This window comes from Streptomyces sp. NPDC029044, assembly GCF_040637495.1.
Lineage (GTDB): Bacteria > Actinomycetota > Actinomycetes > Streptomycetales > Streptomycetaceae > Streptomyces.
Window position 1 is genome coordinate 97,700 of record NZ_JBEZWN010000013.1, and the last position, 24,461, is coordinate 122,160.

Consider the following 24,461-nt stretch of genomic DNA (forward strand, 5'->3'; position numbering starts at 1 on the left):
CCCGAGCTGACTTACGAACCGACCTTGCGCTTGTTCCACACGTCGAACCCGACCGCCGCCAGCAGCACCATGCCCTTGATGACCTGCTGCCAGTCGGTGCCGATGCCGACGAGGTTCATACCGTTGTTCAGCACGCCCAGGACCAGGCCACCGATGATCGCGCCGAGCACGGTGCCGACACCGCCGCTCATCGACGCACCGCCGATGAACGACGCCGCGATCGCTTCCAGCTCGAAGTTGAGGCCGGCCTTGGGAGAGGCCGCGTTGAAGCGGGCGGCGAAGACCAGACCCGCCAGGGCCGCGAGCATGCCCATGTTCAGGAAGACCAGGAAGGTGACCTTCTTGTCCTTCACACCCGACAGCTTGGCCGCCGGGAGGTTGCCGCCGATCGCGTAGATGTGGCGGCCGATGATCGCGTTACGCATGACGTAGCCGAAGCCGACGAGCAGCACGCCCAGGATGAGCAGCACGATCGGGGCGCCCTTGTAGCTGGCCAGCAGCATGGTGAGCGTCAGCACCGCGGCGCCGATCGCGACCAGCTTCAGCAGGAACAGCTTGGTGGGCGGGACGTCCAGGTCGAACTCCTGCTGCCGCTTGCGGTCACGGACCTCCTGGAAGATCACGAAGGCGATCATCGCGAAGCCCAGCAGCAGGGTGAGGTTGTGGTAGTTCGTGTTCGGGCCGACCTCGGGCAGGAACCCGTTGGCGACCTTCTGGAGGCCGTCCGGGAACGGGCCGAGGGTCTGGCCCTCCAGGAAGATCTCCGTCAGGCCGCGGAAGATCAGCATGCCCGCCAGGGTCACGATGAACGACGGTATGCCGCCGTACGCGATGAAGAACCCTTGCACGGCACCCGCGACCGCGCCCACGGCCAGGCACAGCACCACGGCGAGGGGCCAGGGCAGATCCTGTTTGACCATGAACACGGCGGCCATCGACCCGACGAACGCCGTCAGCGATCCGACCGACAGGTCGATGTGGCCGGCGATGATGACCAGCATCATGCCGATCGCGAGGATCAGGATGTAGCTGTTCTGCAGCACCAGGTTGGACACGTTGCGCGGCAGCAGCAGGTCGCCGTCGGTCCAGACGGCGAACAGGACCACGATCAGGCCCAGCGCGATGAGCATGCCGTACTGCCGCATGTTGCGGCGCAGGCCCTCCATCACCAGCTGCAACAGGCCGTCGCCCGCGGCCCCTCCGCTCTTGCCCGGCGGCGCGGGGGCCGGGCTCTTGGCGGTCACGTCCGTGCTCATCGGGTTACCTCTTTGTCCTTCGTCATCTGACGCATCAGCGATTCCTGGGAGGCCTCGGCCCGCGAGAACTCACCCGTCAGCCGTCCCGCGGCCATCGTGTAGATGCGGTCGCACATACCGAGCAGCTCGGGCAGCTCGGAGGAGATGAAGACGACCGCCTTGCCCTGGGCGGCCAGCTGGTCGATGACCGTGTAGATCTCGTACTTGGCGCCGACGTCGATACCGCGCGTCGGCTCGTCCAGGATCAGCACGTCCGGACCCGAGAAGATCCACTTGCTGAGGACGACCTTCTGCTGGTTGCCGCCGGACAGCTTGCCCACCGGCTCGAACACCGTCGGCGCCTTGATGTTCATGGACTTGCGGAAGCCCTCGGCGACCTGCCGCTCCTCGTGCTCGTCGACCACACCGCGCCTCGCGACCTTGCCCAGGGCGCTCAGCGAGATGTTCCGGTTGATGGTGTCGATGAGGTTGAGGCCGTAGTGCTTGCGGTCCTCGGTGACGTACGCGATGCCGTGCTTGACCGCCTCCGGGACGGACTTCGTACGGATCTCCGTGCCGTCCTTGAGGACCGTGCCGGCCGCGTACCGGCCGTAGGTCCGCCCGAAGACGCTCATCGCGAGTTCGGTGCGGCCGGCGCCCATCAGGCCCGCGATGCCGACGATCTCCCCGCGGCGCACGTGGAGCGAGACGTCGTCGCACACCTTGCGCTGCTGGTCGATGGGGTGGTGCACGGTCCAGCCCCGGATCTCCAGGGCCGGGGCCGCGCCCTCCTCGGGCTCGTGCGGGGACCGCTCCGGGAAGCGGTGCTCCAGGTCGCGGCCGACCATGCCGCTGATGATCCGGTCCTCGGTCGTCTTCTCGGCCTTCACATCGAGGGTCTCGATGGTCTGGCCGTCGCGCAGGATCGTCACCGAGTCGGCGACCTTGCGGATCTCGTTGAGCTTGTGGGAGATGATGATCGAGGTGATGCCCTGCTTCTTCAACTCGAGGATCAGGTCCAGGAGTTTGCCGCTGTCCTCGTCGTTCAGCGCGGCGGTCGGCTCATCCAGGATGAGCAGCTTCACCTTCTTCGACAGGGCCTTCGCGATCTCCACGAGCTGCTGCTTGCCCACGCCGATGTCGGCGACGCGGGTGTCCGGGTGGTCGGAGAGGCCGACCCGGCGCAGCAGTTCGGTGGCGTGCCGCAGGGTCTCGGTCCAGCTGATGATCCCCCGGGTGGCGTGCTCGTTGCCGAGGAAGATGTTCTCCGCGAGGGAGAGGTAGGGCACCAGGGCCAGTTCCTGGTGGATGATCACGATGCCGCGTTCTTCGCTGGCCCGGATGTCCTTGAACTGGCAGACCTCTCCCTCGAAGAGGATGTCGCCCTCGTAGGTGCCGTGCGGGTGGACGCCGGAGAGGACCTTCATCAAGGTCGACTTGCCGGCGCCGTTCTCCCCGCAGATGGCGTGGACCTCGCCCTGCCGGACGGTCAGCGTGACGTCCGACAGCGCCTTGACGCCGGGAAAGGTCTTGACGATCGAGCGCATTTCCAGGACGGGTCCCGCCATGGTCGTGCCTTCCAGTCAGTGGTGAATCGTCGGTCGGTGGCGGGGACTACTTGAGGTCGCTCTCCTTGATGTAGCCGGAGTCGACGACCTCCTTCTGGTAGTTCGCCTTGTCGACGGCGACCGGCTCCAGCAGGTAGGCCGGGACGACCTTCGCACCGTTGTCGTAGGTCTTGGTGTCGTTGACCTCGGGCTTCTTCTTGTTGAGCAGGGCGTCGACCATGTTCGAGGAGACCTTGGCGAGCTCGCGGGTGTCCTTGTAGACGGTCATCGACTGCTGGCCGGAGATGATCGACTTCACCGAGGCGACCTCGGCGTCCTGGCCCGTGACGACCGGCAGCGGCTTGCTCTTGGAGCCGTAGTCGTCGGACTTCAGCGCCGAGAGGATGCCGATGGAGATGCCGTCGTAGGGGGAGAGGACGGCGTCGACCCGCTGGCTCTTGTAGGCCGAGGTCAGGATGTCGTCCATGCGCTTCTGGGCGGTGCCGCCGTCCCAGCGCAGGGTGGTGACCTGGTTGAGCTTGGTCTGGCCGGAGCGGACGACGAGCTGCTTCTTGTCGATGTAGGGCTGGAGGACCTTCATCGCGCCGCCGAAGAAGTAGCGGGTGTTGTTGTCGTCGTTGGAGCCGGCGAACAGCTCGATGTTGAACGGGCCCTTCTTGGAGCCGTCCTTCAGGCCGAGCTTCTCGACGATGTAGTTGCCCTGGAGCTCGCCGACCTTCTCGTTGTCGAAGGAGGCGTAGTAGTCGACGTTCTGCGTGCCGAGGATCAGGCGGTCGTAGGAGATGACCGGGATGTTGGCGTCCTTGGCCTGCTGGAGCACGTTGTTCATCGACTTGTTGTCGATCGCGGCGATGATCAGCGCCTTGACGCCCTGCGTGATCAGGTTCTCGACCTGCGAGACCTGCTGGTCGGGGTCGTCCTCGCCGTAGACCAGCTTGGTCTTGTAGCCCTTGGACTCCAGGTCCGCGACGACGTTCTTGCCGTCGGCGATCCAGCGCTCGGAGGACTTGGTCGGCATCGCGATGCCGATGGTGGCGCCCTTGGTGTCCCCCTCGCTCTCCTTGCTGCCCCCCTCACCGCTCTGGCCGCAGGCGGACAGGGTGAGGGCGAGGGACGCGGCTCCGGCTATGGCGGTGAGGGCGGCTCTGCGGTTACGCATGATCGTCATCCTTGATCTGTGGCAGGGCTCGGTCTGAGGCGCGAAGTCGCTCCGGGTGGTCGTGCCGGAAAGACCGAGAAGAGATGTGTGGGATTGTGCGCGGCTGTGTCTTCTTTTGTAAGGCGAGTTTCCGGAACGTTATGACGAGATTTCGAACCGTTGCAGATCGCCCGGCAGTCGTGAGCCGAGCGGCGCCATGTCGCCGTCCGCCCCGTGGCGGGCCAGGAGATCCAGGGCGAGCCGGCCGCGCCGCACCCGCTCCTTGGCGGTGGCCAGGGTCAGCTCCCGCATGTGGTGCCCGTAGGGATAGATCCCGGGCGCCTTGGAGAGGCCGAACTTCAGGTACAACGGGGCGCCGCGACGGATGAGTTCGGCGACCTCGTACATCCGCACGTAGCCGCCGAGGTCGTCGGGGGCCTCGATGTACATGTCCATCGGGGCGCCCGACACCCGCCGGATCTCCGTGAGGTGCTCGAGCGTCAGGTCGCTCGGCACGTTGACCGAGTCGGCGCCGAGGCGCTCGTAGACCGCGTACGCCGCCGGGTTGACCGGGCCGATGAGCGCGGAGACCTTGAGCGTCGTGTCGGCCGGGATGATCCCGGCGGCCCGCGCCCGGTGCAGCGTCCACAGCACGCCCTCGTCGGCGACGAGCAGACACTTGACGCCCAACTCCGTTGCTCTGACGGCGTCTTCGACGCAGCCGGCGACGGCGTCGTGGCCCCGGGCGCGCAGCCCGGCCCCCCGTGAGTCGGTGCGCGTGGACCCGCCGATGTCCCAGGTGCCGCGCGGGCCGGTGAAGAGGCAGAGCTCGATGTCGCGTTCACCGGTCGACTCGACCATCTCGGTGATCTCGGCGTCGGTCAGCATCCACACGCCGCTGCCCTGGCTGATCCGGTGGATCGGCACGTCCAGCCGCGAGGCCTCCTTCAGCACCACCGCCAGCGCCTCGGGGCCCTCGCAGGAGGGGATCTCGGTGCGCCAGCGGCCGCCACCGGGGAAGGAGTGCGGCGACGCGTCGGCGGGGTTCGGGGCGGGCGCGCTCAGGCCCAGGGCGGTGAGCGCCTGCTCACCGGGCCTGCGGGCGGCCGTGATGGGAGCGTCGGTCACAGGAATGTCCTTCGGTTCGATATTTCGGACGAGGTTCGCGGCTCTGGGTACGGCGAGGCTCTGGGTGGGCGGGGCTGGGTGTACGCCGGTACGGGGGCCGTCAGGTTGCCCCCGTACCGGCGTACGACTAGGGGCGGAGCAGGACCTTGCCCACCTTGGGATCGCCGGCCCCGACCAGCTCGATGGCCTGCGAGAACTCGGTGAGCGGCAGCTCGTGCGTCACCAGCGGCAGCGGGTCGAGCAACCCGGCGGCGAACACCCGCACCGTGTGCGCCCAGGCGTCCGGCGGCGCACCGAAGACGGTGTGCACCTCCAGCTGCTTCACGACGAGGTCGGTCGGGTCGAGACCGTCGGCGCCGGGCGCCGGGATACCGGTCAGGACCAGCCGGCCGCCGCGCCGGAGCAGGCCGGCCGAGATCCGGGCGGCGTCCGCGGACCCGGCCGTCTCGATCACCACGTCGAAGTCGTCCGGGAGTTCCTGGTCCTTCGTCCGGAAGTCCGTCGCGCCGTACTGGCGCGACAGCGCCTCACGGTCCCTGCGGGTGCCGACGACCAGCAGCTCGCCCGGCGAGTTCGCCTTCAGGAACTGCACGGCGAACATGCCGAGGGTGCCGGTGCCCACCACGGCGACGCGCTCACCGGGCTGGGCGTTGCCCTTCAGCGCGGCGGCCGCGATGCAGGCGGCGGGCTCCAGGAGGGCCGCGGCCGTGAGGTCGCAGTCGTCCGGGAGGGTGTGCAGGAGACGGGCCGGGAGGGTCAGCGTGGCCGCCATCGCGCCCGGCTGGGTGAACCCGGTCTCCTCGTAGCCGGCCGAGCACAGGGTCGTGTCGCCCGCGTGGCAGCGGTCGCAGACCTGACAGTTTCGAAAGCCCTCACCGACGACCTTGCGGCCCACGAGGGACTCCGGGACACCGGCGCCCACGGCCTGAACCGTCCCGGACCACTCATGGCCCGGGGTCAGCGGGTAACGCACATAGCCCTCGGGCCGGTTGCCCTGGTAGACCTCCCGGTCGCTGCCGCAGATCCCGGAGGCGTGCACCCGGACCAGCGCCTCGCCGGCCTCGGGCCGCCGGGGCTCGTGCGGCACCAGGCGGTGCTCGCCCGGGGCGTCGACGACGACAGCGGTGCTCACTGCGCGCCCTTCGGCTTGCGCTGTTCCCAGCCCTCCGCCCAGAGGTCGAAACGGGCCTGCTGCTGGGGGAACTCGGCGGCGGCGTCGACGTCCAGCTCCACACCGAGGCCGGGGGCGTCGGAGAGGTGGAAGCAGCCGTCCTCCGGGTTCACCTGCGGGGCGCCCTTGACCACCTTCTTGATCTCCGCGTCGGCGAAGTCGTTGAAGTGCTCCAGGATCTTGAAGTTCGGGGAGGTGAAGCCGACCTGGAGGGACGCTGCGGTCAGGACCGAGCCGCCCACGTTGTGGGGAGCCACCAGCATGTAGTGGGTCTCGGCGGTCGCGGCGAGCTTCCTGGTCTCCCAGATTCCACCGATATGGCCGACGTCCGGCTGGATGATGTCGACGGCCTGGCTCTCGAACAGCTCCCGGAACTCGATCCGGTCGTGGATGCGCTCACCGGTGGCGACCGGCATGTCGACCTTGGCGGCGACCTTCTCCAGCGCCTTGAGGTTCTCCGGCGGGACCGGCTCCTCCAGCCACGCCGGCTTGAACGGCGCCAGCTCCTTGGCCAGGCGCACGGCCGTGGCGGGGGAGAAGCGGCCGTGCATCTCCAGCATCAGCTCGGCCTCGGGGCCGATGGCGTCCCGGACCGCCTCGATCAGGGAGACGGCGTACAGGGTCTGCTGGTGGTCCAGCTCGAAGTGGCCGGTGCCGAAGGGGTCGATCTTGAGCGCCCGGTAGCCGCGCTCCATCACGCCCTGGGCGGCCTTGTGGTAGGCCTCCGGGGTCCGCTCGGTGGTGTACCAGCCGTTGGCGTACGCCTTGACCTTGTCGGTGACCTTGCCGCCCAGCAGCTGCCAGACGGGGACGCCCAGGGCCTTGCCCTTGATGTCCCAGCACGCCATCTCGATCACGGCGATACCGGACATCACGATCTCGCCCGCACGGCCGTAGTCGCCGTACTTCATCCGCTTGACGAGGTCCTCGACAGCGAACGGGTCCGAGCCGAGAATGTGATTGGCCTCGGCCTCCCTCAGGTAACCGAGAAGGGCGTCGGTGTGTCCCAGCATCCGGGTCTCGCCGACTCCGGTGATCCCCTCGTCGGTGTGCACCTGGACGTACGTCAGGTTGCGCCACGGCGTCCCGACCACGTGTGTGCTGATTCCGGTGATGCGCACGGCGGTTGTCCCTCGCAGGTTCGTCGGCTCAGTTTTCCTTCAGTGTTTCCGTCGGTGGGCCGTAAGCTGTGTTCGAGATTTCGGCACACGTTCGAAATGCTGGCGTGACAGTAAGGATCCGGCGGCAGGGGTGTCAATGGGTCGCGCGCATAACGGTTTCGACAGTTTCGAAACCATGGGTGAGGCGTGTCCCTACAGAACCTTCACAGCTGGATCTAGGAACGTGACCTGCGCGGAACTTAATCTTCCCGCGACATGGACTTCTGCGACCCGTGCCGACGGCACCTCAACGGCGCCCTTGCCTGCCCGGGGTGCGGCACCTCGGCCGAAACGCTGCGCCGTTCGCGCGAGCCGGAGTACGGCGTGGGGCCGGCGGGGCCGGGGCCGGACGGGCCGGATGCCTCCACCGACGGGTACGTCGACGCGTACGACGACGACCCGTACGACGGCACACGCGGCGACGACGACGGTGACGACGGTGATGGCGACGGCGAGCACCTGGGGCGCGCCGCCCGGCGGCGTGGTCGGGGTCGCGGCCCGGTCGCCGAAGGGCCGGGCGGGGCGAGCCGGCGGGACCGCAAGGCCGCGGCGCACCGCCGGCGACGGCGCCGGACCCTGTTCGTGGCGGCAGGATTCGTGCTGGCGGCGGGCGGCCTGAGCCTCGCCGAACTCGGCATGGACGCCCCCCGTCCGACGCCGAAGCCGGCCGCGGCCGGGGGCGAGTCGGCGGACGGGGACGCCTCGGTGGAGGCGGGGAAGCCGGGCAGCGGTCCGGGCGGGAAGGCCGCCGGGGCTGAAGGCCCGTCAGGCTCGCCCTCGCCGGAGGCGTCCGACTCGCCGTCCGCCTCCCCGTCCCCCGACGACGAGGAGTCGAAGTCCCCGAAGGACGACGACCCGTCGAAGGATCCCGAGTCGGCGACGGCGGGAGGCGCCCCCAGCCGCCCGGCATCCGCTCCCACCGCGGCCCCGCCCCCGGAGCCGGCCCCGACGTCGGACCCGACCACCCGGCCCCCCGAACCGGAACCGTCCCCGTCCGAACCCTGCAAGCGGTTCCTCTGGTGGTGCACGTAGGCCCTGACCGGGCATCCGCATCCGGTGCGTGTCCGCTGACCGCGCGTCACCTCGGTCCGCCCGTCCAGGAGTTCCACTCCGCCTTCTGGTCCGGCCGGCGCGCGTGTCGGAGTCGCCGCCGCGATGCCGGGATGGACGTGACAAGAACACCTGTCGCGCAGGGAAGTCGCCCCCGGGCGGCCTTCGGCCTGTCGTGCACGGCGATGGCCGTCGCCGGCACGGCCTCGGTCTTCACCGGGCGACTCGCGGACCGTCGCGGCAGCCGGCCCGCCTTCCTGGCGGGCGCGCTGCTGTCCGCGGCGAGCACGGCGCTGCGGGTCGGGCACGCGGCACGATCCACGCGCGGATCCCGATGACAACCCCGCAGGCGCCGAGGCCGGCCGCGGAGCGGGTCAGCACGACGTCGACGTGATGGCGTCGACCGGATGGCGTCGACCGGATGGCGTCGACCCGATGGCGCCGGCCACGTCCCGCGGGTCGCCGAGCAGGCGGCCCGGCCCCACGGGCACGGGCGCGGCGCCCTCACGCGGCCCTGCCCACCGGCTTCGCCTGGGCGGTCCGTCCTCAGCCCAGCATCCGCCGCAGCGTGTCCCGCAGTGCCACCCGCTCCCCCTCGGAGAGCCCCGCCAAAGGCTCCCCGGCGAACCGCAGCGACTCCCGCAGGCTCCGGGCCACCTTCCGGCCCTCGGCCGTGGCCGCCGCCACCTTCACGCGGCGGTCGGCGGGGTCCGGCCGCCGCTCGACGAGTCCCCGCGCCTCCAGCCGGTCCACGATCCCCGTCACATTGGACGGCTCGCACTTCAGCTGCCGGGCCAGCCTGCGCATCGGCAGCGGTTCGAGGCACAGCAGGCTGAGCAGCCGCGCCTGCGCGCCGGTCAGGGCGTGGTCCGCCGCCGCCGACTCGTAGTCCTCGTGGAACCGCGCCACGACCTCCCCGATCAGCTCGACGACCTCAAGGGTCAGCGGATCCGGGCGCGTGGTCGTGTCCTGGGGCGTCGGTGTGGTGGAGGCCATGCCATCGAGGGTACCCGGTTATTTGACAACCTGAAATTTTCAGGAGCATGGTTGTTTCAGGTACTGAAACATTCGCATCGAGCCAGTGAGGTAAGGCGCATCATGACCGACACCCCCACCCTCCCCGCCGTCAGCCGCGAGTGGCACCTGGCGAGCCGTCCCGTCGGCTGGCCGAAGCCCGAGGACTTCGCCTTCGTCGAGGCGGAGGTCCCGCAGCCGGGCGGGGGGCAGGTCCTCGTCCGGAACAAGTACCTCTCTGTGGACCCGTACATGCGCGGCCGGATGAGCGACGCGAAGTCCTACGTCGCCCCCTTCGAGCTCGGCAAGGTCATGCAGGGCGGTGCCGTCGGCGAGGTCGTGGCCTCGAACGCCGAGGGCCTGTCCGTCGGGGACCACGTCCTGCACTTCTTCGGGTGGCGCGAGTACGCGGTCGTCGGCGCGAAGAACGCCGTGAAGGTGGACCCGGACGCCGCGCCGCTGTCGACGTACCTCGGTGTGCTGGGCATGACCGGCCTCACCGCCTACGCGGGCCTGCTGCGCACCGCCTCCTTCAAGGAGGGCGACACCGTGTTCGTGTCCGGTGCCGCCGGCGCCGTGGGCGGCCAGGTCGGGCAGATCGCCCGACTGAAGGGCGCCTCGCGGGTCATCGGCTCCGCCGGGTCGGACGAGAAGGTGAAGCTCCTCACGCAGGAGTACGGCTTCGACGCCGCCTTCAACTACAAGGACGGGCCCGTCGCCCAGCAGCTGCGCGCCGCCGCCCCGGACGGGATCGACGTCTACTTCGACAACGTCGGCGGTGACCACCTGGAGGCGGCCATCGGCTCCCTCAACGAGGGCGGCCGGATCGCCGTCTGCGGCATGATCTCCGTCTACAACAACACCGAGCCCGCCCCGGGCCCGAAGAACCTCGCCCGCCTGATCGCGACCCGCGGCCGCATCGAGGGCTTCCTGGTCGGGGACCACTACGACCTCCAGCCGCAGTTCGTGCAGGAGGTCGCTCCCTGGGTCGCCTCCGGCGAGCTGAAGTACCGGGAGACCGTCGTCGAGGGCATCGAGAACAACCTGGAGGCGTTCCTGGGCGTTCTGCGCGGCGACAACACCGGGAAGATGATCGTCAAGCTCTGACGCCTTCTGTCGGTTTTCGGTATGCGGTAAGTTCTTTCCGAATCCGCTCGGCCCGGGCGCGAGCCGCGGCGGACGACCGAAGGAACACATCCGCATGCCGATCCAGCAGTCCGACGTCCTGTACACCGCCGTCGCCACCGCCGAGAACGGGCGCGACGGGCGGGTCGCCACCGACGACGGCAAGCTCGACGTCGTCGTCAACCCGCCGAAGGAGATGGGCGGCAGCGGCGCCGGCACCAACCCGGAGCAGCTGTTCGCCGCCGGGTACAGCGCCTGCTTCCAGGGCGCTCTCGGTGTCGTCGCCCGTGATGAGGGGGCCGACCTCTCCGGTTCGACGGTGACCGCGAAGGTCGGCCTCGGCAAGAACGGGGACGGCTTCGGCATCATCGTCGAGATCTCGGCCGACATCCCGAAGGTGGACCGGGGGACCGCCCGGTCACTGATCGAGAAGGCCCACGGGGTCTGCCCGTACTCGAAGGCGACTCGCGGCAACATCACCGTGACGCTGGTCTGACCACGCTCGTTGCGTACGCGGAGGCCGCACCCTTGGACGTGGGGTGCGGCCTCCGCCCGTGCCCGGGCCCAGGACCCCTCAGAGGGCGAGCGACGCCGTGTGGACCGCCCGCGCCAGCAGGCCGTTCTCCGCGGCCGCCCCACCGGGGAAGGGGTACCGGCGACGCGTGTAACCGTAGGCGAGGCCGCTCCACGGGTCCGCGAAGGCCTGGGAGCCGCCCGCGCCGCTGTGCCCGATCGTCCCGGCGCCGAGGAACGGGTGCCACGTGTCAGCCGTCATCTGGAAGCCGAGCCCGAAGGACTTGTGGGCCCGGGCCACCAGGTCGTAGCCCACCGAGTGGGTCTGCCCGAACTCCGCCACCGTGTCCGGCTTCAGCAGCGCCGGCTGTTCCCCCACCCCGCTGATCGCCGCCGCGTACATCCCCGCGAGGCCCCGCGCGGATGCCACCCCGCCCACCGACGCCGGGCCCTTCGCCCGGATCAGCGGCATGTTGGGAAGCGAGGCGAGCTCGGTCGGCTCCGCCGCGTTGCCGTTGAACGCGATCGAGGCCAGCGTGTGCGGGCCCGTGGGCGTGGCGTCGAGCACGGCCTGCTGCTCGGGGGTCGGGGCCATCGGCTGGGTGCCCCGGAAGCGCGGTTCCTCGGGCGCGGGCAGGCCCAGGTGGAAGTCCAGCCCGTACGGGATCCTGATCCGCTCCTGGTAGACCTCCTGGAGGGTGCGGCCGGTCGCACGGCGCACCACCTCCCCGGCCAGGGCGCCGGCGACCAGCCCGTGATAGCCGAACGCCGTGCCGGGGCGCCAGAACGGCCGCTGGTCGGCGAGGCGTTCCGCGAGCTGGCGGTCGTCGGCCAGCTCCGCGAGCGTGAAGCCGGTGTCCGTACCGACCACGCCCGCCCGGTGCGCCAGCAGGTCCCGCAGCGTCAGGGCGCCCTTGCCCTCCGCTGCGAACTCCGGCCAGTAGTACGTCACTTTGCGGTCCAGTTCGAGCGTGCCGTCCTGGACGAGCAGGGCCACGACCAGGTAGGCGGCGCCCTTCGTGGACGAGAACACACCGTAGAGGGCGTCCGCTCCGGTCCCCGCCCACAGGTCGACGACCTTCCGGCCGTGGACGTAGGCGCACAGCTGCCCCTCGTAGTCGGCTCGTTCCCCGGCGACGAACGCGGCGAACTCCTCGCGCACCGCCTCGAAGCCGTCCGCCACGGTGCCGTGGATCTCCTGCGTCATCCGCTCTCCTTGACTGAAGCGCTGTGTGCCACTGTGAACAATGCCCTCGCCACCTGCGGGAACTCCCCCTTGGGGTGATCACGGAAGAGTGGTTCGGTACCGAACAGGACCGTCCGGTCCCCGCTGACGACCGAGGCCTGCCCGGAGGCGGCGCCGGGACCGCCGGTGCCGTCGCCCCGCGGTCGCCAGTGCCCGGAGACCAGCGGGTTCCCGGTCGCGTACGACTGCTCCACGCGGACGCCGGGGCCCGGGTCGGTGAACCAGAGCGGCGCGTAGACGAAGCCGCGGTCCGGCGCGTCGCGCGTGACGGCGCCCGAGTTCGTCACCCGCACCACGCCGTTCGCATCCGCGTTGCCCTCCACCGGCTCGACGGCCAGCCGGCCCGCCGCCGCGTTCAGGGCCGCTCCGGTCGCGCCCCGGCCGACCAGGCCGTGCCCGGCCAGGAAGGCGTCCAGGGCCTGCCGGGCGGGGGCGGTCAGGGCCGCCCGGTCCAGCCCGGCGGAGACGAACAGCACGTCCGCGCCGGACGTACGCCAGTCGAATCCCGCGTTCAGGACGGCCGTCGAGACCGGCGTGACCTCGAAGCCCATCTCCCGCAGGGCGAACAGCTCACCCGGCGTGACGGCGGCGGCGACGCGAAGGCGGCGCAGCGGTGCCGTGCCGGTCTGCCGCGTGGCCGTGAAGGAGACGTCATGGGCGCGGGCGGCCGAGCGGGCCTCGCGGCGGGCCGACGCCGGGACGATCACGCTGCCGTCCGCCGCCCGCCGGACCGGGACGCCCTGCCGCAGCAGGGAGTTGAGGGCCGCGACCTCGCGGGGGTCGGTCAGCCGCAGCCGCAGGTCGCCGTGCGCGGGCACGTGGGCGACGGGAGCGGCCCCGCTGATCGCGCGCAGCGGCACGCCCCGCAGGCTGCCCGACGGCACCCGCTCGACGGTGGCGCCCCACAGACCGCCCAGGCTCCAGCCGGAGATGTCGTACATCACCGAGACCTTGCCGCTGATGTCCCGGCCGTCGGCCAGCAGCACGTTCGCCATGCCCCGCTTGGGCTGGTGCATGTCGACGACGTACGAGCCCCGGGGGTGGGTGCGTCCGGCGAGCCGGAAGGGGCGGGTGGCGCGGGTGACCCGGACGCCGTTGGCCAGCAGGTGGTCGACCAGGCGGGTCGCGGCGGGTGCCGAGCGCTGGGTGCGGGCGCCGGCGGGCGGGATGACGTAGGCGCGCGGGAACGTGGTCGTGTAGACGTCCTCCGGGCCGATGCCGGGCACACCGGGGACCGTCCGCGGGGACACCGGCACCTGCGCGGCGCCCGCGGCGCCACGGCGGAAGACCTCGATCTGGTCGGTGATCAGGGTGCCGCGGTGCTCTCGGACATGGTCCAGGGTCGCGTGGATCGCCGCGCCCGCCACCGCCGTGTTGACCGCCGAACGGCGGCGCAGCTCGGGGACGGGCAGCTCGTCGTACTCCTCGTTGTTCACCGCCAGCGGGATCTCCACCGTGTGGGCGGCCACCGTGCCGTGGAAGGCCGCGTACTGCGGGGTGAAGATCGGCGGCCAGTCGTCCCAGCCCTCCTCCTGGTCGCGGAAGGGGATCTGGGCGGCCTCCACGCCGTCCTTCGCGGGCGTGTAGCCGAGGGCGTTGACCGCGGACTCCATGCCGAGGGCGTTGGCGTAGCTGTTCTTCAGGAAGAGGTCGTACTCGTAGTTCTCGCCGTGCGGGGGAGTGGTCGGCTCGATGAGGGTGCCGTTGACGTAGCCGTGCAGGTCGAGCAGGACGGCCGGCTGTTTGCCGATCTCGATCTGCCGCATCGCCCGCGTCTCGGGCTGGGAGGCGGTGACGAAGTCGCGGTTCAGATCGAAGCCGTTGGCGTTGGCGCGGGTCCCCGCGATGCGGCCGTCCGGGTTGGCCGTGATGTTGAAGTACAGGCGGCTGTGCGCGAGGAGGTCCCTGGTCTTCGCGTCCTTCGCGGTGGCGAGCTGCTCGACGACCTTCAGGGAGGCGTCCGTGCCCTCCCACTCGTTGCCGTGGATGTTGCTGTTGACGAAGACCGGCGTCTTGTAATCGCGGGTGATCTCACGGGACTTCGCCGCTGTGGCGGGCGCGTTCTCGATCAGCTCGCGCATGCGCTCCTGGGCGCGGGCCTGCCGGGCGGTCTCCGGGGCGGTGACGGTGACGAGGTAGAGGCGGTGGCCGCCGGCCGAGCGGCCCGTCACCTCCACGCTCACCCGGTCGCCGAGGCGTTGCAGGGCGTTCAGCTTCGGCGCGATCGCGTGGTACGGCGTGAGGCCCAGCTTCAGGGACTTGTCGCCGGGGTTGCGAGCGTCGGGGGTGAGGGTCTGGCGCCGGGGGTAGCCGCGGGTGGTGGTGGCAGGGGAGGAGGTGGAGGAGTCCGCGGTCAACGCGCGTCGCGCCGCGCTCGCGGGAGCCCGCGCCGCGCGGTCGTCCAGGGCGGAGCCCTCACGGGTGACGGGTAACGGGTCGGCGCCGGCCGCGCCGGGGGCGAGCAGGAGTGAGCCCGCCGTGGCCAGGGCCAGGGCGGCGATCAGTGCAGGTCTCGCGGGAACGCTTCTCGTGGTGCGCACGCGTGCCTCCTCCGGGGCTTCCTGAGATCGGTACGGCGAGGTGTACCGGTTCGACTCAACGGCAACAAGGGCGCCTTGGTGTCACCGAAGCCCCGTACGGCCCTGTCGGGGAGCGCCCCGGCCTGCCCCGATAGGGTTTCTCCATGCGCGATCTAGGGGCAGGTTTCCGGTACCTCCTGAAGGGCCAGCGATGGGTGGCCCGGCACGGCAGGCAGTACGGCTTCGGGCTGCTCCCGGGCCTGATCACCCTCGTCCTGTACGCGGCGGTGCTGGTCGCGCTGGCGCTGTGGGGCGAGGACGCCGTGACCTGGGCGACGCCCTTCGCCGACGACTGGTCGAGCCCGTGGTCCGGCCTCTTCCGCGGCTTCCTGACCGCCGTGCTGTTCGCCCTCGCGCTCCTCCTCGCCGTCGTGACGTTCACCGCGGTGACCCTGCTGATCGGGCAGCCCTTCTACGAGAACCTCTCGGAGAAGGTCGACCGGGACGTGTCCCCGGACGGGCACGCCCCCGAGTCGGGGCTGCCGCTCTGGCGCGAGCTGTGGATCTCCGCCCGAGACAGCCTCCGCATCGTGCTGCGGGCCGCCCTGTGGGGTGTGCTGCTGTTCGGGTGCGGCTTCATCCCGGTGGTCGGGCAGACGGTCGTCCCGGTGGTCGGGGTCTTCGTCACCGGGTTCTTCCTCACCGAGGAACTGACCGCCGTCGCCCTCCAGCGCCGCAGCGTCGAACTGCGCACCCGCCTCGCCCTGCTGCGCTCCCGCAAGACCCTCGTCTGGGGCTTCGGCGCGCCCCTCGCCGCGGCCTTCCTGGTGCCGTTCGTCGCGGTGTTCCTGATGCCGGGCGCGGTCGCGGGCGCCACCCTCATGGCCCGTGACCTGCTGGACGAGGAGATCCGTGAGGGCGGCGAGAAGGGCGACCAGGCGGCTACGCCCCTTGCGCAGCCACCGTCAGGATCGCCCTCACCTGGGCGATGATGTCCAGCCGGTTCCGCACGAACTCCGGATCGGTGACCTCGGTGGTGTTCCCGGCCCCGAACTGCAGCACCGGCGTGTGCACATGTCCGCCCGGCAGCGCGTCGCGCAGCCCCAGCCGGTCCCGGAGCAGCGTCGCCCGGTAGGCGATCTCGTTGGAGAGGTAGTCCCCGCCGCCGCCCGCGCGGGCGGCCGAGCCGGGGGTGGGCCCCTCGGGGCGTACGACGGGCTCGGTGGCGCCGGCCGGGATCTCCGTGACACTCGTGTTGTCGTACACCGGGAAACGGCCGGTCTGCGCGGCGGTGATCGCCGCGTACGGCAGCGTGGTCGTCGTCCACTGCGGCTGCGTGGCCGGGTCGCTCACCGGCACGGTCCCGGTGCGGCCGATGTTGTCGTTGTCCCCGAAGCCGCCCCGCCAGGCCCCGTTGGTGCGCTCGATGTCGAAGCGCCCGACCCGCCCCTGGCTGACCGTCGTGAAGAGGTCGGCCTTCGGCAGGTGGGGCCGCAGCGTCCGCTCCACCGTGCCCTCGGTGAAGTCCTGCCAGCGCACCGGGAAGACGGCCGTCTCGATCCGGGCCGGGCCGTCCGCCGTCGCGATCACCGTGCCGTCGAGGGCCAGCGCGGTGGCGCCGGACGGGTTGGAGATACGGATGTCCCGGTCCAGCGTGAACGGGTCGAAACCGGTGAGCAGGATCCGCTTCACGCCCTTGCCGTGCGGATACCGGATGGCGTCCTGGCCGCGCGAGGAGCGCTCCAGCTCGTCCAGCAGCGCGGCCCGCTGCCCCTCCGTCAGACCGAACCCCGGCTCCCAGGTGCGCACTTCACGCGTCATGCCGAGCCGCGCCCAGTACAACGGCCGGTCGTCGTCCCGGCTGAGGTCTCCACCGGCCGGTCCGCGCCCCTGCGCCCGGTCGACGGCCCGCTGCCACAGCCGCGCGCCCTCGCGCGTGACCGCCCGGCGGGCCTCCCCGTAGGTGCGGGCCGTCTCCAGCGCCCGGGCCAGCCGCGGAGCCACGGTGTCGAATCCGGATCGGCGCAGGATCTCCTGCGGGGCGGCTCTGCCGAGCCGCTGCTCCTCGACGGTGGGGGAGGGGGTGGCCGGGGCGGCACTCGCGGCCGTCGGGGTGGTGAAACCGGTCAGCAGGGCGAGGCCGAGGACGCCGAGGCGAACGCGTATGGAGTTCAAGGGTGTTGGGGCCTTCCGTCGCGGTGGGGGGTCGGTGCCGGACGGACCGCAGTATCGCGTGCCGGGTGTGGTCCACGCCATGGTGGAGGGCGTGGCGCTGTACCAGCGCGCCGGTTCAGCCGTCGCTCTCGCCCAGGAGTGTCAGGAAGTCCCGGAACGCCGACGGCATGTCGACCGACTCCGGGTCCAGCAGCCACTGGTACTGGAGCCCGTCCAGGACCGCCACGAGGAGCGGTGCGGCCCGCTCGGGGGTGAGGCCGCTCGGCAGCCGGTCGCCGTACTCGGCGCGCAGCACCCCGGCCATGCCGGCCCGCACCCCGGCGTAGCGCTCCGTGAAGTACGCCCGGGCCGGGTGCTCCTCCGTCACGCTCTCGCCGAGCAGCGCCGAGAAGGTCTGGACGATGGCGGGCCGCATGGCGTTGTACTCGACCAGCGAAGCCAGCAGGTCCAGGCGCAGCCGGCCGGCGGGCAGCGCGTCCCAGCGGTCCCGCTCCTGGAGCACCGCGACCAGCAGCGCCTCCTTCGTGGGGAAGTGGTGCAGCAGCCCCTGCTGGGTCAGGCCGACCCGTTCGGCGACCGCGGCCAGGCTCGCCCCCCGGTAACCGCGCTCGGCGATCACCTCCAGAGCGGCCCGAACGATCTCTGCGCGCCGTTCCTCACTCCTGGTCCTGGCCGTCATGGCGTCACCGTACGACATGTCGAACCGTCGATTATTACGAGAAGATAACGAAACCTACCGCCTTACAGGCAACCCGTGCACGATGGTGACATCCAGCGGCTTTCGACGTGGAGGTGCCGACGTGGCGGAGACAGCAGAGGTGCGGCGCGAGGCGGCGGTCGAGGCCGCTCTCGGCAAGCTCGACCTGGACGCCAAGACGAGGCTGCTGGCCGGTCAGGACATGTGGAGCCTGCCCGCGCTGCCGGAGGCCGAACTGGCCTCACTGGTCATGTCCGACGGCCCGATCGGCGTCCGCGGAGTGCACTGGAGCGCCGACGACCCGTCCGTCGCCCTGCCCTCGCCGACCGCTCTCGCCGCCACCTGGGACCCCGGACTCGCACACCGGGCCGGCGTACTGCTGGCCCAGGAGGCCCGCCGCAAAGGCGTCCACGTCCTGCTCGCCCCCACGGTCAACCTGCACCGCTCCCCGCTCGGCGGCCGGCACTTCGAGGCCTACAGCGAGGACCCGTACCTCACCGGCCGGATCGGCACCGAGTACGTCCGCGGGGTCCAGTCCGGCGGCGTCGGCACCACCGTCAAGCACTTCGTCGCCAACGACGCCGAGACCGACCGTCTCACGGTGAACAACCTCGTCGGCGAACGCGCCCTGCGCGAGCTGTACCTGGCCCCCTTCGAGGCGATCGTCGTCAACGCCCACCCCTGGGGCATCATGACCGCCTACAACTCCGTCAACGGCCCGACCATGACCGAGCACCACCACCTGGTCAACGAAGTCCTGCGCGGCGCATGGGGCTTCGACGGCGCCAACGTCTCCGACTGGACCGCCGCCCGCTCCACCACCGGCGCCCTCGCCGGCGGCCTCGACATCGCCATGCCCGGCCCCGGCACCGTCTTCGGCGAGGCCCTCGCCCGGGCCGTGCGCGACGGCGAGGCCGACGAGGCCCTGGTCGACGAGGCCGTCCGCCGCGTGCTGCGCCTCGCCGCCCGGGTCGGCGTCCTCGACGGGGCCGAACCGGTCGTCACCGACCCGCCCGCCACCGTCGACGGCGAGGCGCTCGCCCGCGAGATCGCCCGCCGCTCCTTCGTCCTGGTCCGCAACGAGAGCGGAGCGCTGCCGCTGCGGCCCGGCCGGGTCGCGCTGATCGGCGCCGCCGCGCGCGACGCCCGCGTCCTCGGCGGGGGCTCCGCCACCGTCTTCCCCGCCCGGGTCGTCTCCCCGCTCGACGGCCTCACCGCCGCGCTCCCCGACGGCACCCTCACCTACACCCTCGGCGCCGACCCGAACACCGAACTCCCCATCGCGGACACGGGCTTCGAGCTGCGCGCCGTCTGCCGCGACACGGCCGGCCAGGTCCTCGGGACGCGCTCGGCCCCCAGCGGTCAACTCCAGTGGATGGGAGCGGACCTCCCCGAGGGCGTCACCCACGAGAACCTGCACACCGTCGACCTGACCGGCACGTTCACTCCACGCGAGAGCGGCACACACACCTTCGGCATCAAGGGCCTCGGCCCCTTCCGGCTGACCGTCGCGGGCACCACGTACTACGACGGCGTCCAGCGCCCCGCCGGGGACGACCCCTTCCTGACCTTCTTCGGCCCGCCCGTGCCCCACGCCCGGGTCGGCCTCACCGCGGGCGAACCGGTCGAGGTCTCCCTCACCTACACGGTCCCGCCGCTCGACGACCACCCCATGCGGGTCATCGGCTTCACCCTCGCCCACCAGGACCCGCAGCGCGACGCCGACGAGCGGATCGCCGAGGCCGCCGCGGCCGCCCGGGCCGCCGACACGGCCGTCGTCGTGGTCGCCACCACCGACCGCGTGGAGTCCGAGGGCTTCGACCGCACCGACCTGCGCCTGCCCGGCCGTCAGGACGACCTGGTCCGCGCCGTCGCCGCCGCCAATCCCAACACCGTCGTGGTCGTCAACTCCGGCTCCCCGGTGGAGCTGCCGTGGCGCGACGACGTCGCCGCCGTGCTCCTGTCCTGGTTCCCCGGCCAGGAGGGCGGCGCGGCCCTCGCGGACGTCCTCACCGGCACCCACGAGCCCGGCGGCCGCCTGCCCACCACCTGGGGCGGCCTCGCCGACGCCCCGGTCACCCAGGTCGTCCCGGAGAACGGCGAACTCCCCTACGACGAGGGCGTCTTCATCGGCTACCGCGCCTGGGACAAGCACGGCCGCAGCCCCGCCTATCCCTTCGGCCACGGCCTCGGCTACACCGACTGGACCTACGACTCCGTCGAGGTGGCCGAGGCCGCCGCGACGGTCACCGCGAAGGTCCGCCTCCGCAACACCGGCGACCGCCCCGGCCGCGAGGTCGTCCAGCTCTACCTCGCCCCGGCCGACCCCGACCCCACCCGCCCGGCACGCTGGCTGGCCGGCTTCGCGAGCGTCGAGGCCGCGCCGGGCGCGAGCGCCGAGGCGACGGTCGAACTGCCGCGCCGCGCCTTCGAGATCTGGGACGAAGCGACCGGCTCGTGGTCGTTTGTGAAGGGTTCGTACGAGATCCAGGTCGGACGCTCGATCACGGACCGCAGGATCACCGCGACGATTAACGTCTGATCCGGGACCAGCGCCCCCACCAGCGGCCCCGGTCCGGGACCTGACCTCCGGACCGGGGCACCAGGCCGGCCGTGAGCCCTCAGCGGGTGCCGAACCCGTACACCGTCTCCGAGCGGAACACCCCGCCCGGCCGCAGCACCGTCGTCGGGAACTCCGGCCGGTTCGGCGAGTCGGGGAAGTGCTGGGTCTCCAGCGCGATGCCGTCACCGGGCGCGAAGGGCTCGCGCAGGTGGTCGGCGGTGTACAGCTGGAGGCCCGGCTCTGTGGTCGCCACCGTCAGCACCCGCCCGGACGCCGGGTCGTGCAGCTCGGCGACCTCCACCGCGGTGTCCGTCACACCCTTGTCGAGCACGAAGTTGTGGTCGTAGCCGGAGCCGGTCTTGCGGGCCTCGCGGAAGTCGAAGCGCGTGCCGGCCACGTCCTCGGGAGCGCCGGCGGGAATGAGGTCCGCGTCGACCGGCGTGTACCGGGAGGCGGCCAGCCGCAGCTCATGACCGCCCGCGTCACCGGAACCGGCCAGGTTGAAGTAGCTGTGGTTGGTCAGGTTCACCACGGTCGGCGCGTCCGTCACCGCCTCGTACGCGATCCGCAGCGCACCGCCCCCGTCGAGCGTGTACGTCGCCGAGACCTCCAGCCGCCCCGGGAAGCCCTCCTCGCCGTGCGGGCTGATCCGCGTCAGCCGCACCCCGTGCTCCACGGGCTCCGCGTCCCACACGCGCTGGTCGAAGCCCTTGGCTCCGCCGTGCAGCGAATTCGGGCCGTTGTTCGGTTCCAGCGCGTACGTCCGCCCGTCCAGGGTGAACCGGCCGCCGGCGATCCGGTTGGCGTACCGCCCGACCAGGGCGCCGAAGTACGGCCCCGGATGGGCCAGGTAGCCCTCGAAGTCCGGGAAGCCCAGCACCACGTCGCCGGCCCGGCCCTCCCGGTCCGGCACCTCCACGGACTGCACGATCCCGCCGTACGACAGGACCCGCACCCGTACGCCGGCCCGCTCCAGGGTCCAGCGGTGCACCGGCGTCCCGTCGGAAAGTGTTCCGAAGAGTTCGTTCATGTGCGGAACTCTAAGTCAGCGACCGGGTCAGGGCCTCTTCGCGGTCACGGTGCGGTACGCGATCTCCGCCAACCGGGCCTGTCCGTTCACGCTGGGGTGGAAGTAGTCCCAGCGGCTCAACTGGGCGGTACCGAAGCGGTAGTCGTATACCGCGCCCCCGTCGTAACGGCACCGCTTGTCCTCGGCGCAGACGTCCCTCAGGACCTTGTTGTAGTCCTCCACCCGCTTCTGCACCGTGTTCCGCCGGAGGGTGGCCGCCGAGTCCAGGGCGTCCGGGGCGCCCAGCATCGACGGGCAGATGCCCAGCTTCCACACCTGCTGGGCCGTCGGGCTGGTACGGCCCTCGGACCACAGCCGCTTCAGGTTCGGCACGCTCGCCACGAAGACCTGCGCCTTCGGCAGGGCCTTGCGCAGCGAGCGCAGGGAGTCCTCGAAGTCGGCGCGGAAGGCCGAGACCGGAGTCATCGCCGCGGGCGTCGACCGGCAGGCGTCGTTCGCCCCGACCATCACCGTCACCAACTGCGGCTTGCGCTGCACAGCCCGGGCCACCTGCCCGGGCAGATCGGCCATCCGGGCCCCGCTCACGGCGTAGTTCCAGCTCCGCTGCGCGGCCCCGGCCCTCCCCAGCAGCCGCACCGCGAGCGAGTCGACCTCGGGGCTGCCCCCGGTCGCCCAGGACGCCTCGGGACAGTCCGACAGCACGTCACAGGCGTCGAACCCGCGCGTGATGGAGTCACCGACGGCCGCGACGGAACCCGGGCTGCGGTCCCACAGGGACGTGGGCTTCGGAGACGGCTTCGCGGACTCGGACGGGGCGGCGGAATCACCCCCCACGGCGTCACACCCGGCGACCCCCAGCACCGCCGCCGCGCCGACGGCCAGAACGCCCCGTGTAGGACGGCCCCGCTTCCGCATCCCTGGTCCATCCCCTCGCCACGCCGTACCTGTCTCCCCAACCCATAACAACGCACGAGGGTTCCCGACCCGTCAGGTGCAACGGCTCACACCCGTACAAGCGTCCCCCTGGGTGAATGGCAGGCGTTTCCCGGCACCTGGACCGACCGTACGTCACACTCCTTGCGCCACCGCACGGTAGCCTCGCCATCAACGTGACCCGCCCGGTCACAGCCGTTCCGCCCGTTTGCACCATGTCCCGCTCTGCCCGGAGGTTCCGGTGACGACACGTGGAGTTCTGTACGTGCACTCCGCGCCGCGCGCGCTGTGCCCGCACGTCGAGTGGGCCGTCGCCGGGGTGCTCGGCACACGCGTCAGCCTGGACTGGATCCGTCAGCCGGCCGCCCCGGGCACCTGGCGCTCGGAGTTCTCCTGGCAGGGCCAGGCGGGCACGGCGTCCAAGCTGGCCTCGGCGCTCCGCGGCTGGCACCTCCTGCGCTTCGAGGTCACCGCGGAACCCTGCGCCACCGCCGAGGGCGAGCGCTACAGCTGCACTCCCGACCTGGGCATCTACCACGCCGTCACCGGCATCCACGGCGACATCCTCATCCCCGAGGACCGGCTCAGAGCGGCCCTCCAGCGCAGCCGGCAGGGGGAGACCGACCTGGAGGCCGAACTCAACAAGCTGCTCGGCAAGCCCTGGGACGACGAACTGGAACCCTTCCGCTACGCGGGCGAAGGCGCCCCGGTCCGCTGGTTGCACCAGGTGGTGTAAACGCCCTTTGGGGGCGCGCCCCTCAGGGGCGCGGGGAACTGCGCGACCAGCCCCCACAGTCCCGCACCCGGCACACGACACGACGCAAAACGGCGAATGGCCCGAACCCTTCCCAGGGTCCGGGCCATTGCGACGCTCAGAGATCAAACCGTCCGGAACGCCAGCACCACGTTGTGCCCACCGAACCCGAACGAGTCGTTCAGCGCGGCGATGCGGCCCTCGACGGGCAGCTTCCGGGCCTCACCCCGCACGACGTCGGCATTCGCCTCGGCCTCCGGGTCCAGGTTCTCCACGTTGATCGTCGGCGGAGCCACCCGGTGGTACAGCGCGAGCACGGTCGCCACCGTCTCGACGCCACCCGCACCACCCAGCAGATGCCCGGTCATCGACTTCGTCGCGGACACCGCGAAGTGGTCCGCGTCGTCGCCGAACACCTTCCGCAGCGCCTTCAGCTCGGCGATGTCCCCGGCCGGCGTGGACGTCGCGTGCGCGTTGACGTGCACGATCTCCGCCGGGTCCAGGTCGTTGCGGTCCAGCAGGTTCTGAAGGGCGTGCGAGATGCCCCGCCCCTCCGGTTCCGGCTGCACGATGTCGTGCGCGTCGGCGGAGATGCCCTGCCCGACCGCCTCGGCGTACACCCGGGCCCCGCGCTTGGCGGCGTGCTCGGCCGACTCCAGGACCACGACACCGGCGCCCTCACCGAGGACGAATCCGTCGCGGGCGGTGTCGTAGGGACGCGAGGCGCCCTGCGGGTCGTCGTTGTTCTTGGACATCGCCATCATGTTGCCGAACGCGGCGATGGGCAGCGGGTGGATCGCCGCCTCCGTGCCACCCGCGACGACGACGTCGGCACGGCCGGTGCGGATCATCTCGATGGCGTAGCCGATGGCCTCGGCGCCCGAGGCGCAGGCGGAGACCGGCGTGTGCACGCCCGCGCGGGCGCCCACGGCCAGACCCACGTTGGCCGACGGGCTGTTGGGCATCAGCATGGGCACGGTGTGCGGGGAGACGCGGCGGACGCCTTTCTCCTTCAGCACGTCGTACTGGTCGAGCAGGGTCGTCACGCCGCCGATACCGGAGGCGATGACCGCGCCGAGCCGGTCGGGGTCGACGTTCGGGTCCTCGCCGGCCTTGGCCTCGAAACCGGCGTCGGCCCAGGCCTCCTTGGCCGCGACCAGCGCGAACTGCGCCGAGCGGTCCAGCCGGCGGGCCTGCGGCCGCGGGATGACCTCGGTCGGCTCCACGGCGACCGGGGCCGCGATCTTGACGGCCTGGTCGGCCGCCCACTCCTGTTCCAGGGGCTTCACGCCGGAACGCCCGGCGATCAAGCCCTCCCAGGTAGAGGTTGCGTCGCCACCCAGCGGTGTGGTTGCGCCGATACCGGTGACGACCACGGTGCGATTGGTCGAGCTCACGGGAATTCTTTCTCCAACGGATCCGAGGATTAAGCGGCGCCACCG

At 71.3% G+C, this 24,461-nt stretch carries 21 protein-coding genes; 7 read left to right on the forward strand and 14 right to left on the reverse strand.

Going from position 1 to position 24,461, the window contains the following annotated elements; genetic code table 11:
• Window positions 1-11 precede the first annotated feature (11 nt).
• From mmsB to AB0E85_RS14450, 6 genes are all read right to left on the reverse strand, one after another.
• Window positions 12-1,256, reverse strand: a complete 1,245-nt coding sequence (mmsB, locus tag AB0E85_RS14425) for a multiple monosaccharide ABC transporter permease (RefSeq protein ID WP_361926078.1) — start codon at window positions 1,254-1,256, stop codon at window positions 12-14.
• Window positions 1,253-2,803, reverse strand: coding sequence for a multiple monosaccharide ABC transporter ATP-binding protein (gene mmsA / locus AB0E85_RS14430; RefSeq protein WP_361926081.1), 1,551 nt, complete (start codon window positions 2,801-2,803; stop codon window positions 1,253-1,255). The genes mmsB and mmsA overlap by 4 nt, the downstream gene beginning before the upstream one ends.
• A 46-nt stretch (window positions 2,804-2,849) precedes the next feature.
• Window positions 2,850-3,962 (reverse strand): multiple monosaccharide ABC transporter substrate-binding protein, encoded by a 1,113-nt coding sequence (chvE, locus tag AB0E85_RS14435; RefSeq protein WP_361926084.1) that lies wholly within the window; start codon window positions 3,960-3,962, stop codon window positions 2,850-2,852.
• A gap of 138 nt (window positions 3,963-4,100) precedes the next feature.
• Window positions 4,101-5,069: a hypothetical protein gene (locus AB0E85_RS14440; protein WP_361926087.1), complete on the reverse strand. Its 969-nt coding sequence runs from the start codon at window positions 5,067-5,069 to the stop codon at window positions 4,101-4,103.
• A 127-nt stretch (window positions 5,070-5,196) separates the two neighbouring features.
• Entirely contained in the window at window positions 5,197-6,201 is a 1,005-nt protein-coding gene (locus AB0E85_RS14445) for an alcohol dehydrogenase catalytic domain-containing protein (protein ID WP_361926090.1), read from the reverse strand.
• Window positions 6,198-7,361: a mandelate racemase/muconate lactonizing enzyme family protein gene (locus AB0E85_RS14450; RefSeq protein WP_031108125.1), complete on the reverse strand. Its 1,164-nt coding sequence runs from the start codon at window positions 7,359-7,361 to the stop codon at window positions 6,198-6,200. The genes AB0E85_RS14445 and AB0E85_RS14450 overlap by 4 nt, the downstream gene beginning before the upstream one ends.
• 255 nt (window positions 7,362-7,616) lie before the next feature.
• Here AB0E85_RS14450 and AB0E85_RS14455 point away from each other — a divergent pair, with 255 nt between their 5' ends.
• Both AB0E85_RS14455 and AB0E85_RS14460 read left to right on the forward strand, forming a co-directional pair.
• The gene (locus AB0E85_RS14455; RefSeq protein ID WP_361926093.1) at window positions 7,617-8,432 is read left to right on the forward strand and encodes a hypothetical protein; all 816 of its coding nucleotides are present in this window, start codon (window positions 7,617-7,619) and stop codon (window positions 8,430-8,432) included.
• 137 nt (window positions 8,433-8,569) lie between these two features.
• Window positions 8,570-8,788: a hypothetical protein gene (locus AB0E85_RS14460; RefSeq protein WP_361926096.1), complete on the forward strand. Its 219-nt coding sequence runs from the start codon at window positions 8,570-8,572 to the stop codon at window positions 8,786-8,788.
• Between the two features lie 208 nt (window positions 8,789-8,996).
• Here AB0E85_RS14460 and AB0E85_RS14465 read toward each other — a convergent pair whose 3' ends face one another.
• Entirely contained in the window at window positions 8,997-9,446 is a 450-nt protein-coding gene (locus AB0E85_RS14465) for a MarR family transcriptional regulator (protein WP_361926099.1), read from the reverse strand.
• Between the two features lie 102 nt (window positions 9,447-9,548).
• On the opposite strand from AB0E85_RS14465, the gene AB0E85_RS14470 reads away from it, so the two are divergent.
• Window positions 9,549-10,571 carry an NADP-dependent oxidoreductase gene (locus AB0E85_RS14470; RefSeq protein WP_361926102.1) on the forward strand — a complete coding sequence of 341 codons (1,023 nt, stop codon included), beginning with the start codon at window positions 9,549-9,551 and terminating at the stop codon, window positions 10,569-10,571.
• Between the two features lie 94 nt (window positions 10,572-10,665).
• Entirely contained in the window at window positions 10,666-11,085 is a 420-nt protein-coding gene (locus AB0E85_RS14475) for an organic hydroperoxide resistance protein (protein WP_361926104.1), read from the forward strand.
• A 78-nt stretch (window positions 11,086-11,163) separates the two neighbouring features.
• Here AB0E85_RS14475 and AB0E85_RS14480 read toward each other — a convergent pair whose 3' ends face one another.
• The gene (locus tag AB0E85_RS14480; protein ID WP_361926106.1) at window positions 11,164-12,309 is read right to left on the reverse strand and encodes a serine hydrolase domain-containing protein; all 1,146 of its coding nucleotides are present in this window, start codon (window positions 12,307-12,309) and stop codon (window positions 11,164-11,166) included.
• Window positions 12,306-14,888, reverse strand: coding sequence for a M14 family zinc carboxypeptidase (locus AB0E85_RS14485; protein ID WP_361926110.1), 2,583 nt, complete (start codon window positions 14,886-14,888; stop codon window positions 12,306-12,308). Before AB0E85_RS14485 ends, AB0E85_RS14480 begins: the two co-directional genes overlap by 4 nt.
• Before the next feature lie 143 nt (window positions 14,889-15,031).
• Here AB0E85_RS14485 and AB0E85_RS14490 point away from each other — a divergent pair, with 143 nt between their 5' ends.
• Entirely contained in the window at window positions 15,032-15,859 is an 828-nt protein-coding gene (locus tag AB0E85_RS14490; protein WP_361926113.1) for an EI24 domain-containing protein, read from the forward strand.
• Here the strand turns inward: AB0E85_RS14490 and AB0E85_RS14495 are convergent.
• Both AB0E85_RS14495 and AB0E85_RS14500 read right to left on the reverse strand, forming a co-directional pair.
• Window positions 15,810-17,042 (reverse strand): pyroglutamyl peptidase, encoded by a 1,233-nt coding sequence (locus AB0E85_RS14495; protein ID WP_361926115.1) that lies wholly within the window; start codon window positions 17,040-17,042, stop codon window positions 15,810-15,812. The two genes, AB0E85_RS14490 and AB0E85_RS14495, sit on opposite strands and share 50 nt — an antisense overlap.
• 115 nt (window positions 17,043-17,157) lie before the next feature.
• Complete coding sequence (locus tag AB0E85_RS14500) at window positions 17,158-17,739, reverse strand: TetR family transcriptional regulator (protein ID WP_361926118.1); 582 nt, start codon at window positions 17,737-17,739, stop codon at window positions 17,158-17,160.
• 64 nt (window positions 17,740-17,803) lie between these two features.
• On the opposite strand from AB0E85_RS14500, the gene AB0E85_RS14505 reads away from it, so the two are divergent.
• On the forward strand, window positions 17,804-20,281 hold the full coding sequence (locus AB0E85_RS14505; RefSeq protein ID WP_361926120.1) for a glycoside hydrolase family 3 C-terminal domain-containing protein: 2,478 nt from the start codon (window positions 17,804-17,806) through the stop codon (window positions 20,279-20,281).
• A 79-nt stretch (window positions 20,282-20,360) separates the two neighbouring features.
• Here the strand turns inward: AB0E85_RS14505 and AB0E85_RS14510 are convergent, their stop codons facing one another.
• The gene (locus AB0E85_RS14510) at window positions 20,361-21,332 is read right to left on the reverse strand and encodes an aldose epimerase family protein (protein ID WP_361926122.1); all 972 of its coding nucleotides are present in this window, start codon (window positions 21,330-21,332) and stop codon (window positions 20,361-20,363) included.
• Between the two features lie 27 nt (window positions 21,333-21,359).
• The gene (locus tag AB0E85_RS14515) at window positions 21,360-22,247 is read right to left on the reverse strand and encodes an SGNH/GDSL hydrolase family protein (protein ID WP_361926125.1); all 888 of its coding nucleotides are present in this window, start codon (window positions 22,245-22,247) and stop codon (window positions 21,360-21,362) included.
• Window positions 22,248-22,506: 259 nt separating this feature from the next.
• On the opposite strand from AB0E85_RS14515, the gene AB0E85_RS14520 reads away from it, so the two are divergent.
• Window positions 22,507-23,001 carry a DUF3145 domain-containing protein gene (locus AB0E85_RS14520; protein ID WP_031131293.1) on the forward strand — a complete coding sequence of 165 codons (495 nt, stop codon included), beginning with the start codon at window positions 22,507-22,509 and terminating at the stop codon, window positions 22,999-23,001.
• A 143-nt stretch (window positions 23,002-23,144) separates the two neighbouring features.
• Here AB0E85_RS14520 and fabF read toward each other — a convergent pair whose 3' ends face one another.
• Window positions 23,145-24,416 carry a beta-ketoacyl-ACP synthase II gene (gene fabF / locus AB0E85_RS14525; RefSeq protein WP_361926129.1) on the reverse strand — a complete coding sequence of 424 codons (1,272 nt, stop codon included), beginning with the start codon at window positions 24,414-24,416 and terminating at the stop codon, window positions 23,145-23,147.
• Between the last annotated feature and the right edge of the window lie 45 nt (window positions 24,417-24,461).

What these genes read in the sequence shown, in the direction of transcription:
- AB0E85_RS14500 (WP_361926118.1), bottom strand. Translation starts at nt 17,739, where the DNA reads ATGTCGTACGGTGACGCCATGACGGCCAGGACCAGGAGTGAGGAACGG.
- AB0E85_RS14490 (WP_361926113.1), top strand. Translation starts at nt 15,032, where the DNA reads ATGCGCGATCTAGGGGCAGGTTTCCGGTACCTCCTGAAGGGCCAGCGA.
- chvE (WP_361926084.1), bottom strand. Translation starts at nt 3,962, where the DNA reads ATGCGTAACCGCAGAGCCGCCCTCACCGCCATAGCCGGAGCCGCGTCC.
- mmsA (WP_361926081.1), bottom strand. Translation starts at nt 2,803, where the DNA reads ATGGCGGGACCCGTCCTGGAAATGCGCTCGATCGTCAAGACCTTTCCC.
- AB0E85_RS14465 (WP_361926099.1), bottom strand. Translation starts at nt 9,446, where the DNA reads ATGGCCTCCACCACACCGACGCCCCAGGACACGACCACGCGCCCGGAT.
- AB0E85_RS14470 (WP_361926102.1), top strand. Translation starts at nt 9,549, where the DNA reads ATGACCGACACCCCCACCCTCCCCGCCGTCAGCCGCGAGTGGCACCTG.
- AB0E85_RS14455 (WP_361926093.1), top strand. Translation starts at nt 7,617, where the DNA reads ATGGACTTCTGCGACCCGTGCCGACGGCACCTCAACGGCGCCCTTGCC.
- mmsB (WP_361926078.1), bottom strand. Translation starts at nt 1,256, where the DNA reads ATGAGCACGGACGTGACCGCCAAGAGCCCGGCCCCCGCGCCGCCGGGC.
- AB0E85_RS14480 (WP_361926106.1), bottom strand. Translation starts at nt 12,309, where the DNA reads ATGACGCAGGAGATCCACGGCACCGTGGCGGACGGCTTCGAGGCGGTG.
- AB0E85_RS14510 (WP_361926122.1), bottom strand. Translation starts at nt 21,332, where the DNA reads ATGAACGAACTCTTCGGAACACTTTCCGACGGGACGCCGGTGCACCGC.
- AB0E85_RS14505 (WP_361926120.1), top strand. Translation starts at nt 17,804, where the DNA reads ATGGTGACATCCAGCGGCTTTCGACGTGGAGGTGCCGACGTGGCGGAG.
- AB0E85_RS14475 (WP_361926104.1), top strand. Translation starts at nt 10,666, where the DNA reads ATGCCGATCCAGCAGTCCGACGTCCTGTACACCGCCGTCGCCACCGCC.
- AB0E85_RS14515 (WP_361926125.1), bottom strand. Translation starts at nt 22,247, where the DNA reads ATGCGGAAGCGGGGCCGTCCTACACGGGGCGTTCTGGCCGTCGGCGCG.